Source organism: Afipia massiliensis, assembly GCF_014203115.1.
GTDB classification, from domain to species: Bacteria; Pseudomonadota; Alphaproteobacteria; order Rhizobiales; family Xanthobacteraceae; genus Afipia; species Afipia massiliensis.
Map to the genome: position 1 here is coordinate 240525 of NZ_JACHIJ010000002.1, position 16375 is coordinate 256899.

The 16375-nt window shown below is 61.3% G+C and carries 11 protein-coding genes; 6 read left to right on the forward strand and 5 right to left on the reverse strand.

Features of this window, described 5'->3' with window-relative positions; all coding sequences use genetic code 11:
- From HNQ36_RS05920 to HNQ36_RS05935, 4 genes are all read right to left on the reverse strand, one after another.
- Positions 1-939 carry a DMT family transporter gene (locus HNQ36_RS05920; protein WP_184083024.1) on the reverse strand — a complete coding sequence of 313 codons (939 nt, stop codon included), beginning with the start codon at positions 937-939 and terminating at the stop codon, positions 1-3.
- A 127-nt stretch (positions 940-1066) separates the two neighbouring features.
- Positions 1067-2198 (reverse strand): peptide chain release factor 2 gene (prfB, locus tag HNQ36_RS05925; protein WP_184083026.1). Its coding sequence is split into 2 segments (ribosomal slippage): positions 1067-2128 and positions 2130-2198, totalling 1131 coding nucleotides; the frame shifts between segments, so codons are not numbered across the junction.
- Between the two features lie 137 nt (positions 2199-2335).
- Positions 2336-4828 carry a penicillin-binding protein 1A gene (locus HNQ36_RS05930; protein WP_184083028.1) on the reverse strand — a complete coding sequence of 831 codons (2493 nt, stop codon included), beginning with the start codon at positions 4826-4828 and terminating at the stop codon, positions 2336-2338.
- A 194-nt stretch (positions 4829-5022) separates the two neighbouring features.
- Entirely contained in the window at positions 5023-6309 is a 1287-nt protein-coding gene (locus HNQ36_RS05935; RefSeq protein WP_184083030.1) for an N-acetylmuramoyl-L-alanine amidase, read from the reverse strand.
- A gap of 673 nt (positions 6310-6982) precedes the next feature.
- Between HNQ36_RS05935 and HNQ36_RS05940 the strand changes: the two genes are divergently transcribed.
- Positions 6983-9943 (forward strand): Rne/Rng family ribonuclease, encoded by a 2961-nt coding sequence (locus HNQ36_RS05940; RefSeq protein WP_184083032.1) that lies wholly within the window; start codon positions 6983-6985, stop codon positions 9941-9943.
- Positions 9944-10022: 79 nt separating this feature from the next.
- Here HNQ36_RS05940 and HNQ36_RS05945 read toward each other — a convergent pair whose 3' ends face one another.
- A complete protein-coding gene (locus tag HNQ36_RS05945; RefSeq protein WP_184083034.1) occupies positions 10023-11213 on the reverse strand; it encodes a pyridoxal phosphate-dependent aminotransferase in 1191 nt (396 codons plus the stop codon).
- A 307-nt stretch (positions 11214-11520) separates the two neighbouring features.
- On the opposite strand from HNQ36_RS05945, the gene HNQ36_RS05950 reads away from it, so the two are divergent.
- From HNQ36_RS05950 to accC, 5 genes are all read left to right on the forward strand, one after another.
- Positions 11521-12963, forward strand: a complete 1443-nt coding sequence (locus HNQ36_RS05950; RefSeq protein WP_184083036.1) for a M48 family metalloprotease — start codon at positions 11521-11523, stop codon at positions 12961-12963.
- 40 nt (positions 12964-13003) lie between these two features.
- Complete coding sequence (locus HNQ36_RS05955; protein ID WP_046826449.1) at positions 13004-13768, forward strand: DsbA family protein; 765 nt, start codon at positions 13004-13006, stop codon at positions 13766-13768.
- Between the two features lie 236 nt (positions 13769-14004).
- On the forward strand, positions 14005-14460 hold the full coding sequence (gene aroQ, locus HNQ36_RS05960; protein ID WP_184083038.1) for a type II 3-dehydroquinate dehydratase: 456 nt from the start codon (positions 14005-14007) through the stop codon (positions 14458-14460).
- 35 nt (positions 14461-14495) lie between these two features.
- Positions 14496-14990, forward strand: coding sequence for an acetyl-CoA carboxylase biotin carboxyl carrier protein (gene accB / locus HNQ36_RS05965; RefSeq protein ID WP_184083040.1), 495 nt, complete (start codon positions 14496-14498; stop codon positions 14988-14990).
- 24 nt (positions 14991-15014) lie between these two features.
- The gene (accC, locus tag HNQ36_RS05970; protein WP_184083042.1) at positions 15015-16370 is read left to right on the forward strand and encodes an acetyl-CoA carboxylase biotin carboxylase subunit; all 1356 of its coding nucleotides are present in this window, start codon (positions 15015-15017) and stop codon (positions 16368-16370) included.
- Positions 16371-16375 lie beyond the last annotated feature (5 nt).

Here is a 16375-nt window from a genome sequence, read left to right on the forward strand (position 1 = left end):
TCAGGCAATTCCCGACCGGCGGAACAGGCGAAAGACACGCCCGTCCATCACCAGCAGCGCGCTCGCGATAACGAGTGCGCCAACGATTTCACGAGCTTCAATCCTCTCGCCCAGGAAGAAATAGCCGAGCAGAATCGCGCTGACGGGAACAAGAAGCGTCACCAGCATCACGTTGCTCGCGCCGGAGCGCGTGACGATCTGAAAGAAAAGAATAAACGCCAGCGCGGTGGAGAGTGACGCAATACCGAGTATGGCCAGCCATGTAACCAACCCCGGCATCTGCAACTGCCAGGGGCGATCGAAGATGCTGGCCAGAACCGCCATCATCAGACTCGCCGAGATCAGTTGAAACGTCGCAGTCCCGATCGGCGGAGTACCGGCCAGCTTCCGCGTTGCCCACAGCGCGGAGAACCCGAAACTGATCGTGGCCCCAAGGCAGAGCGCGATGCCGATGCTCTGATTTGAACTGATATCGAAATCATATCCCTTCAGGATGATGACCCCGCACAAGCCGAGGAGCACTCCGGCGACGCGCCGAAAGATCAATCTCTCTTCACCGAACGTCGCCGCGACCAGAACGGTGAAAACCGGCGTCGTTGCGTTCAGAACCGATGCCATCCCGCTCGGAATGTAGGTCTGCGCCATGACGAGCAGTGAAAAGGGGATCACATTGTTGATTAGCGCCATCACCGCAAAGGGGCGCCATCCCGCGACACCAGCCGGAAGCCGGATTCCATTGACCCAGAGCAGCGGCAGCAGGATCAACGTCGCAATCGACAGCCGCAGGAACACCAGTGTCAGCGGCGGCAATTCCTTCAGCGCCACGCCGGTAAAGAAGAACGTGCCGCCCCAGAGAACCGACAGCAGAACAAGCCGCGACCAATCGCGCTCATCCATCCGCAGTTCAGTGTCAGGAAATCTCTCTTGCGCGATCGTCATGGCGCAAGGAATACGCGGCGCCCCAGTGCAAAACCACCCGCTTCCCGACAACCCGGTTCCGCGTCTGGAGTATTTTCAGGCGAAATAGCACGGGTTCGCGTAAAGAAAACGCGACGCATCAAGGACTCTAGTCGACGTCCTCGATCGCACCCGGCGTGGTGCCGAATGCCTTCTGCGCCAATGTCGCCGCCATGAAATCATCGAGATCGCCGTCGAGCACGCCCGACGTATCGGACGTCTGCACACCGGTGCGCAGATCCTTCACCATCTGATACGGCTGCAACACGTAGGACCTGATCTGATGCCCCCAGCCGATGTCGGTCTTGGCAGCCTGATCGGCTGCGGCTTTCTCTTCGCGCTTCTTCAATTCAATTTCGTAGAGGCGCGCGCGCAACATGTCCCAGGCTTGCGCCTTGTTCTTATGTTGTGAACGGCCCGCCTGACAGACCACGGCCACGCCGGTCGGAATATGCGTCAAACGCACCGCGGATTCGGTCTTGTTGACGTGCTGGCCGCCGGCGCCACCTGAACGCATGGTGTCGACGCGAACATCGGACTCCGCGATATCGATTTTAATCGAATTATCGACCACCGGAAAAATCGCCACACTCGAAAATGACGTGTGCCGACGCGCGTTCGAATCGTAAGGCGATATCCGCACCAGCCGGTGCACACCCGCCTCCGTCTTCAGCCAGCCATAGGCATTGTGGCCGCTGATCTGGACCGTCGCGGACTTGATGCCGGCTTCTTCGCCCTGTGTTTCTTCCAGATACTCGACCTTGAAGCCGCGCTTTTCCGCCCAGCGCGTATACATGCGCAGCAGCATCGAGGCCCAGTCCTGGCTCTCCGTACCACCCGCACCGGCATGGACTTCAAGATAGGAATTGAATTTGTCCGCTTCGCCCGACAGCAGGGCTTCCAGCTCCTGACGCGCAACGTCCTTCTTCAGAGCGTTGAGCGCATTCTCCGCTTCGAGAACGACGCCGTCGTCATTCTCGGACTCGCCAAGCTCGATCATGCCGATCTGGTCTTCGAGCTCGCGCTCGATCTTGCCGATACCGGTGAGCTGCCCCTCAAGCGCAGTCCGCTCCTGCATCAGCTTCTGGGCTTTCTGCGGGTCGTTCCAGAGATTGGGGTCTTCGGCGAGGGCGTTCAGTTCGGCGAGGCGCGCCGTTGCAGCATCGACGTCAAAGATGCCTCCTCAGCAGCCCGACTGACTGCTTGATCTCTTCGACTAACCGTTCGATTTCGGGGCGCATGACAATTCCAGCTTGCGGCTGAGCCGCGATTCAAAGGACGTGAGGGATGTAACGGCTGACGGCGGCCAGCGCAACTTTATAGGATCGCGTATTCTGATCGCAAAACCGGTACCCACTTTTGCGGAATACGCATCGCGCTAATAGAGACCGCCGGTCCCCGGCCGGAAGATCGCGCGGTCCGCGTCCGGAGAAATCCCCGGCGAGCGCCCGTCCGCATCAGCCACGCCGATCACCGAGTAGTTGTCGGGCGGTGCCGTGCCGGGCTTGAAGGCCTCGAGGATGGTCCTGCCGCCGTCGCCTGGTCCAGCGCGCATGCCGGACTTGGCATCCACGCGGATCAGCTTGATTCCGGCGGGCACGCGGAACGGAACCGCCTGCTTGTCGGCAAGCGCGAGCTTCATGAAGTCTTTGACAACCGGCGCGGCCAGATGACCGCCGGTACCGCCTCTGCCGAGGTTCCTTGGCTTGTCGTAGCCGATGTAGACGCCAACCACGAGATCCGGCGAGAAGCCGATGAACCAGGCGTCCTTTTCGTCGTTGGTCGTGCCGGTCTTGCCAGCAATCGGCTTGCCGACCTCACGCAAGATGGTTGCCGTGCCGCTTTGAACGACGCCTTCCATCATCGACGTGATCTGATAGGCGGTCATGGAATCCAGCACCTGCTCGCGGCGGTCGACCAGTGACGGTTCCGGCTGGTTCTTCCAACCCTCACCTGCATCGCAGCCCCGGCACTCGCGCTGATCGTGCTTGAAAATGGTGTGACCGTAGCGGTCCTGAATACGATCGATCAGGGTCGGCTTCACCCGCTTGCCGCCGTTGGCGAACATCGAATAGGCGGTGACCATCCGCATCACGGTCGTCTCGCCCGCGCCGAGCGCGTAGGAGAGATAGTTCGGCAACTCGTCATAGATGCCGAAGCGCTTGGCATACTCGCCGATCAGCGGCATGCCGACGTCCTGCGCGAGGCGCACCGTCACCGTATTCAGCGACCTGATCAGCGCGTTCCGCAGCGTGGTCGGTCCGTAATACTTGCCGGTCGAGTAGTTTTCCGGACGCCAGACACCGGCTCCCTGCCCCTGATCGATTTCGATCGGCGCGTCCACGACAACCGTTGAAGGCGTGTAACCGTTGTCCATCGCGGTCGAGTACACGATCGGCTTGAAGGACGAACCCGGCTGACGATAGGCCTGCGTCGCGCGGTTGAACTGACTCTGGTCGAACGAGAATCCACCGACCATGGCGACGACGCGGCCGGTCCACGGATCCATCGCGACCATCGCGCCCGAAACTTCCGGCGTCTGACGGAGCCGATACTGCCCCTCGACCTTGTTGCCGTCCTTATCCAGCAGCGGATCGACGTAGATCACGTCGCCGGGCGACAGCACCTGCGTCACGGCTGTCGGCGTCTTGAAACGTGTCGGACCTGCCGCCGCCTTCGCCCACCGCACGCCGTCCAGCGAAATCAAACCGGTTTCGCGCGTCTTGGAAACCGCGCCGCCAAGCTCACGCCCGGGCTGAAAGCCGACACGCGCCGACTGGTCGCTGGTCTCGAGCACCACCGCCATCCGCCACGGCGAGATATCGGAGAGCGATTTAACCTCGGCAAGTTTCACGCCCCAATCGCCGCCTAGATCAATCTTGTGCGGCGCTCCCCGCCAGCCCTGGGCCTCGTCGAATTTGACCAGTCCGGCCACCATCGACTTGCGCGCCATGATCTGAAGCTTGGGATCGAGCGAGGTGCGCACCGAAAGGCCACCTTCATAGAGCTTCTTCTCGCCGTAACGCTCGAAGATGTCGCGGCGGACTTCTTCCGCGAAATACTCGCCAGCGAAAATGTGTGCCGCGTTGGAGCGCGACGTCACGATCATTGGCTCCTTGCGGGCAGCGACAGCGTCGGCCTGCTTGATCCAGCCGTTCTCAACCAACCGGTCGATGACGTAGTTTCGGCGCTCGATGGCGCGATCACGATTGCGGACCGGATGAAGGCTCGACGGCGCCTTCGGCAACGCCGCCAGATACGCCGCTTCCGCGATGGTGAGTTCGTTCACTGACTTGTCGAAATAGACCAGCGACGCAGCAGCAATGCCGTAAGCGCTCAAGCCGAGATAGATTTCATTGAGATAAAGTTCGAGAATCTTGTCCTTGGTGTAGGTGCGCTCGATGCGCATCGCCAACAGCGCTTCCTTGATCTTGCGATCGAAGGAGACTTCGTTGGTCAGAAGGAAGTTTTTCGCGACCTGCTGGGTGATCGTAGATGCGCCCTGCGGGCGGCGGTTGGAGCCGTAGTTCTGCGCGTAGAGCACTGCGGCACGGGCCATGCCCATGAAATCGATGCCGCCATGTTCGTAGAAATTCTTGTCTTCCGCCGCGAGGAACGCGTTGATGACCGGCTTCGGGATCGCCTGAATCGGCAGATAAAGTCGGCGCTCCTTGGAGTATTCGCCAAGCAGCGATCCGTCCGCAGCATGAACGCGCGTCATTACTGCCGGCTCATAGTCCTGCAACTGGGAATAGTCAGGCAGGTCCTTTGAAAAGTGCCAGATCAATCCCGCCGCGGCGGCGACGCCGACAAGGAACACGATCGTTCCAGCCGCGAACAGAAAGCCCATGAACCGCAAGAGCAAGCGCATCGTCAGTATCCGTCCTTAAGCGTCTGGCGCGATCACCCGCGGTAAACGACCGGGCTTCCGAACCGAACTATACCATTCGCCATTCGCGCGTGGATCGATTCTGTCTCTTCCCAACCCAGATTTCTATAGAGCCGCCGCTGTGGCCAAACTAGGGCCTCGGCGACAATTGCCCTGCGAATTCAAGCCGAAGGCGCTTATTTCGAAGACCCTGCGGAAATCACACGCTTTCCCAGAAACGCGTCGACGGCCTGCGCGACAGAACCGACCGTACGCGACCGCCAGCTTTCAGAGACCAGATGCTGGAGATCGTCCTTGTTGGACACGTAGCCGAGCTCGACCAGCACCGACGGAACGTCATGCGCCTTGAGGACCTTGAAGCCGGCCGACTTCAGCGGATGCTTGTGCATCCGGGCGACGGTCTTCATCTCGTTGACGAGGGTCCGCGCAAATCGGTTTGAAAACGCTCGTGTCTCGCGCTGGGTGAGCTCGATCAGGATGTCCGCCACTTCCGCGGGCTCTTCGGTCAGATTGATGCCCGCGATGGCGTCCGCCTTGTTCTCCGCCTCGGCCAGCTTCTCGGCTTCCGCGTCGGAGGCGCGATCCGAGAGCGTGTAGACGGTTGCGCCTTGCGCGTCGCCTTCCCGCTTGGGCAGCGCGTCGGCATGGATCGAGACGAACAGCGACGCCATGTTGGTACGGGCGATCTTCACGCGCTCGCCGAGCGGGATGAAGGTGTCGTCATCGCGTGTCATGACGACACGGAATTTGCCGCCCTTTTCGATCCTGTCTCGTAGTGCCTTGGCGAAATCCAGCACGAGTGTCTTTTCAGCCTCGCCGGTCGCGGCTTGAGTTCCGTTATCGACGCCACCGTGACCGGGATCGATCACGATGACCGGGCGGGGATCGGCGGCTTTGCCGGGTCCAGTCGCACCGGTCATTTCAACCGTGGAGCCCGAGGCATCGGCGACAATCGCCGGACGCAGTTGGAGTTTTTCGTCGCTCGCGTGCGAAACCTTGAAGGCAGAGCGCTCCACGGAGGCCAGTTCGACAACGAGTCGCGGCGGCTGCCCGTTCGCAGCATCAATGACGTAGGCCTTCTCGATTTTCGCCGGGCCTGTCAGGTCGAATACCACCCGAGACCCGCCTGGCATCACGAGACCATAACGGAATGCCCTGATCAGTCCGCGCCCTGTCGCTCCGGTGCCGGCAGGAAAGTCGAAGGTGACCTGAGGAATATCCACCACGACGCGATACGGATCGCCGAGGACGAATGCCCGCACATCGATCTTCCGATCGAGATCAAGAATGAATCGGGTCTGCTTGTTATCGCCCGCCACGCGCACGCCGGAGGCGACTGGAAAGGCTGGCGCAACCGTCGGCTGTGGTGACTGAGATTCGACGGCCTTGGCGGCGGGAATCGCCAGGCACGACAATGCTGCGGCGCACACAAAGGCAGCCACCAACAATGCGCGATATTTCATGTGGCTTGTCACCAAATCCGCAGCTCCGGACACCTCATACCGCAATAGAACCGCACAGTTAACGACGGCTTACCGGGCAAAGAACGATTAAGGCGCTGTGTTGCAGCGTTGTGACGCTTCGCTTGCCAGAAACCACTGTTCGACGTATGTATGAGGGGCTGACGGTTTAAACTTACGGTTGTGTCGCGTTCAGCTTCCCGGTGCAGCGCCAGTTCCTCACAATTCAATCAGAGGTTCCAGCGTACCTTCCGACCCTCCACAGCCAGCGCAGTGCGCGGCTGACACGGAGCGGCGGTTACCAGCCCGAGCGGCTACCCTCATAACCGGCAACCGCTGCTGCAAGGCAGCGGACATCCAGAACCAGCGCAATCCGCTGGCGACGTCGGCGGCAGGATACGGCGGCACCTTTGCCGCCCATTGAATTAGACGGGCCGACGCTTGATGCGCCAGACTCTATTGCCGAACGGGATCTGTAATAAAATCCCATCAATGCCAGCATCGATACGACGCGAATCTTTTCCGCGTCGCGTTTCGCTGACGTTGCAGTCGGCACGGTGCTTCGGGCGGCGTTTTGGCCTTCCCCTCACCCCCGAATCAGGTGAACCGTTACGTGACCCGGCTACGCGCCTAGCGCTGCCCGCCGAACGTGCCGTTCGCCGTCAAGAGCTCAAAAATGCCCAACAAAATGTTGATCGATGCCACCCATCCGGAAGAGACCCGGGTGGTCGTGGTCCGCGGCAATCGCGTCGAGGAATTTGATTTCGAGTCTGCCCAGCGCAAGCAACTGCGCGGTAATATCTATCTCGCCAAGGTTACGCGGGTAGAGCCGTCGCTGCAGGCCGCCTTCATCGAGTACGGCGGCAATCGTCACGGCTTTCTTGCCTTCAGCGAAATCCACCCCGACTATTACCAGATCCCTGTTGCCGATCGTCAGGCCCTGATCGAGGCCGACGAGCGCGCGCACCGCGAAGCCGAGGAAGAAACGGAAAACCGGTCCAACCGCCGCCGGTCGCGTCATCGCAGTTCGCGACGCCGTAACAGCGGCGAGCGCGTGCAAAGCGAGATTGTCGAGGGCGCAAGCTCCGAGACCGAGGGCCTGACGCAGCCGGCTTCGGCGCAAGTCGGCGATCACGCGCCTGACCATCCGCACGATGCGGAGGCTGCGCATCATGAACACGATCACGGCGAACATGAGCATGGCGAGCACAGCCGTGATCAGCACAGCCATGGCGATCGCGCCGATGACGATCACGCTGCACACGTCCATGACGATCATCCACATGAGACTGAACAAGCTGCTGCGCCCGTCGCTCAAGACACGCCGAGCACATCTGCGAGCGAACAAGCTGAAGCGGCTCACGATCATTCGCACGACGACGATGCACATGACGACCAACCGCATGAGCGTCATGCGCACGACGACTCCCGTGACGCCGAATCCGCTCCCCGCGGCGATGATCATCAGGACGACCATGCCGACGATGCGGATGACGACGAAGACGGTGACGACGCCGAAGAGGAAGTCGTCGAGTCGGTCGGTGGCGACGACGTGCTGGAAGAAGTGCCGGAGCGCGCCTTCCGCCCGCGCCGTCAGTACAAGATTCAGGAAGTCATCAAGCGCCGCCAGGTGATGCTGGTTCAGGTCGTAAAGGAAGAGCGCGGCAACAAGGGCGCGGCGCTAACGACCTATCTCTCGCTCGCAGGCCGCTACGCCGTCCTGATGCCCAACACCGCACGCGGCGGCGGCATCAGCCGCAAGATTACCTCGGCGCAGGATCGCAATCGCCTGAAGGACGTGGTGCAGGATCTCGACGTGCCTGAGGGCATGGGGATCATTCTGCGCACCGCCGGCGCGTCGCGCACCAAGCCCGAGATCAAGCGCGACTTCGAATACCTGATCCGGATGTGGGAAACCGTCCGCGACACCACGCTGAAATCACAGGCCCCCACCCTCGTCTACGAGGAAGGTTCGCTGATCAAGCGCTCGCTGCGCGACCTCTACAACAAGGAAATCGACGAAGTCCTCGTCGCCGGCGAGTCCGGCTTCACCGAGGCGCGCGATTTCATGAAAATGCTGATGCCGACCAATGTGAGGTCGGTGAAGCAATATCGCGACGGCCAACCGCTGTTCTCGCGCATGGGCGTCGAGAGCCAGCTCGACGCGATGTTCTCGCCGACGGTCACTTTGCGGTCTGGCGGTTACATCGTCATCAACCAGACCGAAGCACTGGTCTCGATTGACGTGAACTCGGGCCGTTCCACCCGCGAGCACCATATCGAGGACACCGCGCTCAAGACAAATCTTGAAGCCGCCGAGGAAGTCGCACGGCAGCTCCGGTTGCGCGATCTCGCGGGACTGATCGTCATCGACTTCATCGACATGGACGAGAAGCGGAACAACCGCTCCGTCGAGCGCAAGCTCAGCGACTGCCTGCGGCAGGACCGCGCTCGCATTCAGGTTGGCCGCATCTCCCATTTTGGCTTGCTCGAAATGTCGCGCCAGCGCATCCGCGCCAGCGTGCTGGAAAGCTCGACCGAACCGTGCCCACATTGCGGCGGCAGCGGCCACGTCCGTTCGGTTTCGTCCGTCGCGCTGCAATTGCTGCGCGGCCTCGAAGAAACCCTGATGAAGGGTCCGACCCACAACCTCACGGTGCGCACGCGTACCGACGTGGCGCTCTATGTCCTCAATCACAAGCGCGGTCACCTGCGCGATCTGGAAAGCAGCTTCAAGGTTACGCTGGCAGTCATCGCCGACGGGACAATCAGCGGCCAGCAGTCCTTCGTGATCGATCGTGGCGAAGCCGTCCATACGCTCGAGGCCGCCAAGGCAATCCTTGCCGCGCAGCTCGCCGCTTCTCCAGCTGCGGTCGAGGATACTTACGACTACGAAGACGACGAAACGTTTGAAGCCGAAGCCGAGCTCGAAGGCGACGATGAAGCCGAAGGCGCGGAAGCTCAATCCGCTGACACGGGTGCTGTGGCGGAAGGCGAAGAAGGTCAGCGCCGCAAGCGCCGCCGCCGTCGGCGTGGCCGTGGCGAGGGGCGTGAAGGTGCTGCTCCCGCTGATCAGAACGCCGCTCAGGGATCTGCAACGCAGGCTGAGGCCACGGACGACGATAGCGAAGAAGGTGACGACGAGCAGGAAGACCAGAGCGGCGAACAGCGCGCCGACCAGGCAAACGGCGAGCGCCGTCCGCGCCGCCGTGGCCGTCGCGGTGGCCGCCGCCGCCGTGGAGGCAACGAAGCCGGCGAAGGTGCTCAGCCCGGCGAGGGAATCGTCTCGACGATTGCCGACGACTTCGGACCGTTGCCTGAATCCGAATCCGCCGAAGCTGTCGCCGATCTGTCGGCGCCGGCAGAGCCGGTCCGCGACGAACCTCCGGCTCCCGCTCCGCAAGCTGAGCCCGTGTCACACCACATCTCGACGCCTGAAGATGTCGAGGCTGCTCCGCGCAAACGATCGACCGTCCGCGAGAAGGTGAGCTTCTTCTTCGGAGAGACGCCGAAAGCCGAGCCGGAGCCAACCCCGGTTCAGACACCAGCTTCTTCGAGCGAGCCAGCGCCTTCTGAACAGCCGAGCGAGCCTGCCCAACCGCGCCGCGCGGGCTGGTGGTCACGGCGCGGCGAGTAGCACCCAGACTATCGTCAAAAATGAAACCGCCCGCTTCACAGCGGGCGGTTATTTATTGCGGCCTTGCCACGACCGCCGATCAGCCCTTGGCCAGCCAGCGCGTAATCCGCGCCACCGCTTCCGTGATCTCCTGCGTCGAGCGCGAGTAGGAAAAGCGCACGAACGACTTTCCGTGGAACGGATCGAAATCCACACCCGGCGTCGCCGCCACATGCGCCTGCTGCAACATCGCCTTGGCGAATTCGAAACTGTCGGAATTGAACTTCGACACATCCGCGTAAAGATAGAACGCACCGTCCACCGGCAAGAATTCCGTCAGGCCGACTTTCGGCAGACCATCGATCAGGATACGGCGGTTCTCTTCATAGCCGTGCTTGATCACATCCATTTCGGCGCAGCCGTCGAACGCGGCTTCGGCCGCGATCTGCGACAATGTCGGCACCGAAATCGACAGGTTTTGCTGCAGCGTTTCAACGGAACGCACCAATCCCTCGGGTACGACGATCCAGCCCACACGCCAGCCGGTCATGCAGAAGTACTTCGAGAACGAATTGATGATGATCGCCTCGGACGACAGTTGCGCAGCCGTCACCGCCGGGAATGCGTAGTCGAGGCCGTGATAGATTTCGTCCGAAATGAACCGGATATCCGCGCTGTCCGCCGCGGCAATCAGATCGGTCATCGCCTCGCGCGTCATCATGGTGCCGGTCGGATTGGCGGGGCTGGCAACCAGCACGCCTTTGAGAGGTGTCTTCCGATGAGCCTCCAGCAACATCTCGCCGGTGAGTGCGTGCCGCGTGGCGCTGGTGGTTTCGATCAAGACCGGTTCGCATCCAAGCGCACGCAGAATATGACGATATGGCGGATAGCCCGGCGACGTGATGGCGACCCTGTCGCCCGGCTCGAACGCAGACAGGAACGCGAGAACGAAGGCGCCCGAGGAGCCTGTGGTGATCACTATACGGGCGGGATCGACATCCTGCGCGTAGGTTTCGCGGTAGTGGCGCGAGATCCGCCGGCGCAATGAAGGGATACCGATGGCAGAGGTGTAGTCGATTTTGCCGACATCGAGTGCTGCCTGCGCGGCGGCAATGGCCGTCTGCGGCGCAGGCGCTGCCGGCTGCCCGACCTCCATGTGAATCACATTGCCGCCCTCGGCCTCGATTTTGGCCGCGGCCGCCATCACGTCCATCACCATGAACGGCGGAACATTGCCGCGGCTGGAGGGCTTCAAAAGGCCTTTTGCCTTGTCTCTGAGTGTCACAACCATTGTCCTGAATCCGAAGTTCGCCTCATTTTGCAGCACTCTCCATAGCGAACTTCGGATTCAAAAGGACACTGGAAAATTACAATTCTAGTGTGGTTTTGGTTCGCAAGTCCGCAAGTGTGCGTGCCGCCGAAAGGATGCGGACTTACGAACCACCACACTAGCATGAAATCTGCTGTTCCCCGGGATGGCGACATGCGAGGAAGCATGCGGCGCCGTGCCGTTCTACCGCCGCATTCGGCGGCTTGTTAGACTTTGATTTTAGCACCCTACAGGCTGCCGCTCCATTGCCAAGCTCGCTGACCAAGCCATGACAAATGTCCCCTTGACCATGCCAGGCGAACGCTCGTCCGTCCGCGTACCCGTCACCGGATGGTTCCGTCTCGGACAATCGTTCGCGCGGCGCGCGACCGCGATCGTCACGACGGCGGCATTGCTCGTCGCGTCATGGCCGGTTCATGCGCAACAGAGAGCCGGCGGAGGCCTTCCGCTGCTGCGCGACGCCGAAACCGAGCAACTCCTGCGCGACTACACCCGCCCTATCCTGCGCGCGGCAGGGCTCGAGAAGCACAACATTCAGGTCGTCATCATCAACGAGTCGTCGTTCAACGCGTTTGTTGCCGACGGTCGCCGGATTTTCGTCAACTACGGTGCATTGCGCGAGTCCGATACGCCCAACCAGATCATCGGCGTGCTTGCGCACGAAACGGGGCATCTGGCCGGCGGACATCTCTCAAAGCTGCGCGAGCAGATTTCCCGCGCACAAACACAGATGATCATCGCCATGCTGCTCGGTCTGGGTGCAGCGGTGGCTGGCGCGCGTTCGGGGGCCGGAAGCGCTGGCGCGGCGGCGGTCGCAGCCCCCCAGGCCGCCATCATGCGCACCATGCTGTCCTATCAAAGGCAGCAGGAAGAAAACGCCGACAAGGCGGGCGTGAAATTTCTCAACGCCACCGGCCAGTCGGCCAAGGGCATGTATGAGACATTCAAACGCTTCTCGGAGCAAAGTCTGTACGCGTCCCGCGGCGCCGATCCCTACAACATGTCTCACCCGATGCCCGCCGAACGCGTCAGGGCACTGGAGGAACTGGCAAAGTCGAGTCCGTATTGGGATAAGAAAGACGATGCGGCTCTGCAGCTTCGTCACGACATGATGCGCGCCAAGGTATCCGGCTTCATGGAACGCGCGGACACCGTAAATCGTCGCTACCCGGCCTCGAACGACAGCCTGCCCGCGCGCTATGCCCGCGCCATCGCCACCTATCGTCACGGGGATCTGCGCAGCGCCCAGTCCCAGATCGACGCCTTGATCCGCGTGCAGCCCAACAATCCTTACTTTTATGAGCTGAAGGGTCAGGCTCTGCTCGAAGGCGGCAAGCCGGTCGAGGCCATCGCCCCCCTGCGCAAGGCGGTGCAACTGTCCAACAACGCACCGCTCATCGAGATGTTACTTGGCCAGGCCTTCGTGGCATCCGAGAATAAGGCCTACGCTGAGGAGGCCATCAAGATTCTGCGCGCCGCGCTGATACGGGAACCGGAAGCAGCGCTTGGATATACGCAGCTCGCAATGGCTTACGGCCGCAAGGGTGACTACGCGGAAGCCGATCTCGCCTCGGCACAGGCAGCCTTTCTGCGCGGAGACCAGAAAACGGCGCGAGACCTCGCCTCGCGCGCGAAGACGAGGTTCGCCATCGGCACGCCCGGTTGGGTCAAGGCCGACGATATCGTTAATACGAAGCCGATAAAGAATTGAACTCCGGCGTTGCCGGTCCAAACCGTCCGAAGGGATACTCATGTTCTCGCTCCGCTCTCTTGCTCCCCTCGCCTTCGCACTGGTGCTGGGTTTGCCTGCCGCGTCGCATGCGCAGTCATTCAACGACGCTCAGCGCAGCGAGATTCAAAAAATCATCAAGGACTATCTCGTCGCCAATCCCGAACTGCTTGAGGAGATGTCCGCCGAGTTGCAGAAGCGACAGGCTGTGGCAGAAGCCGAAAAGCATCGCGCCGCCGTCCAGAAAAATGCGGACACGATTTTCAAGTCGCCGCGTGGTGTTGTTGTCGGCAACCGCGATGGCGACGTGAATTTCGTCGAATTTTTCGACTACAATTGCGGCTACTGCAAACACGCCATGGTCGACATGCTCGCTCTGATGAAATCGGATCCGAAACTGCGCGTCGTGCTGAAGGAGTTCCCGGTGCTCGGGCCAAGTTCAGTCGAAGCCGCGCAGGTCGGGATCGCGGTCCGCATGCAGGATCCGACCGGCAAGAAGTACCTCGATTTCCACCAGAAGCTGCTGAACGGACGCGGACAGGCTGACAAGGCCCGCGCCATGGCAGCGGCCAAGGACGCCGGCGCCGACATGGCCAAGCTCGAAAAGGACATGACCAGCCCCGAAATCAGCGCGACCCTGAATGAGAACTTCAAGCTCGCAGAAGAGATGGGTCTCAACGGGACGCCGAGCTACGTGATCGGAAAGGACGTCGTGGTCGGCGCGGTCGGCGCGGCAGGCCTGGCCAAGAAAATCTCGGAGGCTCGTTGCGGCAAAGCGACCTGCTAGGCCCGGAACCGTCCCGGAGGTCTTGGGGGTATCCGAAGACCGCCGGGAACATCCGTTAATATTGGTTAACCAACGATTTCAGGGCCTTCTATCAGGCTTTTCGGGTGATTTCTGAACCATTTGGCAGGGGACGGCGAAGCCGATCAGGCTTCCCTCCCGGCCTCATGTTGCCTATAAACCGGCCGAAGCCGCGCGCGCCGCATCATTTCGCCGACATTGCTGGGTTTGGTTTTCGGATGGCAAAGACGATCTACGTGCTCAACGGGCCGAACCTCAATCTGCTCGGCACCCGCGAGCCGGAGATCTATGGCCATCACACACTGGCCGACGTGGAAAAGCTCTGCCACGACAGCGCCGCCCTTTACGGCCTCACGGCGGACTGCCGCCAATCAAACCGCGAGGGCGAGCTGATCGATTTCGTTCATGAGGCGGGGGCAAAAAAGGCTGCCGGCATTATCGTTAATGCAGGCGGATATTCCCACACCTCGATCGCGCTCCACGACGCCTTGGTCGCGGTTAAACTCCCGACGATTGAAGTTCACGTATCAAACATCTACGCGCGCGAACCCTTTCGTCACCACTCCTTCGTCGCATCGGCAGCCGTGGCAACGCTGTGCGGCTTCGGAATTGACGGCTATCGCCTCGCTATCAGCGGCCTCGCCGCCAAGATCGGCGCCAAGGCAAAAGCCTGATCCTGTTTGTCAGTTAAGAAAGCTCCGGATTTCACATGGCCGCTTCGCCGAAAGAACCATCTGCTCCTAAAGAAAAGCCAGCCGACGAGCGCGAGCTCATTCGCGAGCTGGCAATGCTGCTCGACGAAACCAATCTCACGGAAATCGAGATCGAGCGTGCCGGATTGCGCCTGCGGGTTGCACGTAACATCAGCATCGCGGCAGCCGCACCTGTCTCCTATCACCCCGCCCCCGCCGCGGCGGCTCCGGCATCCGCACCTGTTGCGGCGGCGACGTCTGCCGACATCTCGAAGCATCCCGGTGCGGTCCCCTCGCCGATGGTCGGCACCGCCTATCTTGCGTCCGAACCCGGCGCGAAGCCGTTCATCGACGTCGGCAGCAAGGTCAAGGTTGGCGATACGCTCATCATCATCGAAGCGATGAAGACGATGAACCAGATCCCGTCGACGCGCGCCGGCACCGTCACGCAAATCCTCGTCGAAGACGGCCAGCCCGTCGAATTCGGCGAACCGCTCGTCATCATTGAATAATCGTTCTCACCGTCAGGCGCTGCGATGTTCGACAAGATCCTGATTGCCAATCGCGGCGAGATTGCCTTGCGCGTGCTGCGCGCGTGCAAGGAACTCGGTATCGCGACTGTTGCCGTGCATTCGACCGCGGATGCAAACGCCATGCATGTCCGGCTTGCTGACGAGAGCGTCTGCATCGGACCGCCGCCCGCCAAGGACAGCTATCTGAACGTGCCGGCGCTGCTCGCAGCGTGCGAAATCACCGGCGCCGATGCGGTTCATCCGGGCTACGGCTTCCTGTCGGAAAACGCCCGCTTCGCTGAAATCCTGGCCGACCACAATTTGCATTTCATCGGCCCAAAGGCCGAACACATCCGCCTGATGGGCGACAAGATCGAAGCCAAGAAAACCGCGCAACGCCTCGGCATTCCCGTGGTGCCTGGCTCTGACGGTGGTGTCGGTCCTGGTGACGATGCCATGGCCATCGCCAAGAAAATCGGGTTTCCCGTGCTGGTGAAGGCTGCGGCTGGCGGCGGTGGACGCGGCATGAAGGTCGCTCCGACCGAAGCTGATCTGTTGCTCGCGCTATCAACCGCCAGCAACGAAGCCAAGGCCGCGTTCGGCGACGGATCGGTCTATCTGGAAAAATATCTCGGCAAGCCACGCCATATCGAGATTCAGATTCTCGGCGACGGGCGCGGCGGCGCGATCCATCTCGGCGAGCGCGATTGTTCTCTCCAGCGCCGTCACCAGAAGGTGTGGGAAGAAGGCCCCTCACCGATCCTGACCGCAGCCGCGCGCGCCAAGATCGGCGAGACCTGCGCCAAGGCGATGCGCGAGATGCAGTATCTCGGCGTCGGCACCATCGAATTCCTCTACGAAGACGGCGAGTTCTATTTCATCGAAATGAACACGCGCATCCAGGTCGAGCATCCCGTAACCGAGATGATCACCGGCATCGACCTTGTGATTGAGCAGATCCGCGTTGCCGCCGGCGGCGATCTGCCCTGCACGCAGGACGAGATCGTCATCAACGGCCATGCGATCGAATGCCGGGTCAACGCCGAGAACCCGGTATCCTTCCGGCCTTCGCCGGGCAAGATACTGCAATACCATCCGCCCGGTGGATTGGGCGTGCGGATCGATTCAGCGGTGTATCAGGGCTATGTCATTCCGCCCTATTACGACTCGCTGGTGGGCAAGCTCATCGTCCACGGTAAAACCCGCGGCGAATGCCTGATGCGGCTGCGGCGCGCGCTGGACGAGATGGTGGTGGACGGCGTCGAAACCACGCTGCCGCTGTTCCGCGGGCTGGTGCGCGAACCCAGCATCATCGACGGCGACTACCACATCCACTGGCTCGAGCATTATCTCGCAGCAGGCGACACCAAGTCGTCGTAGGCTTC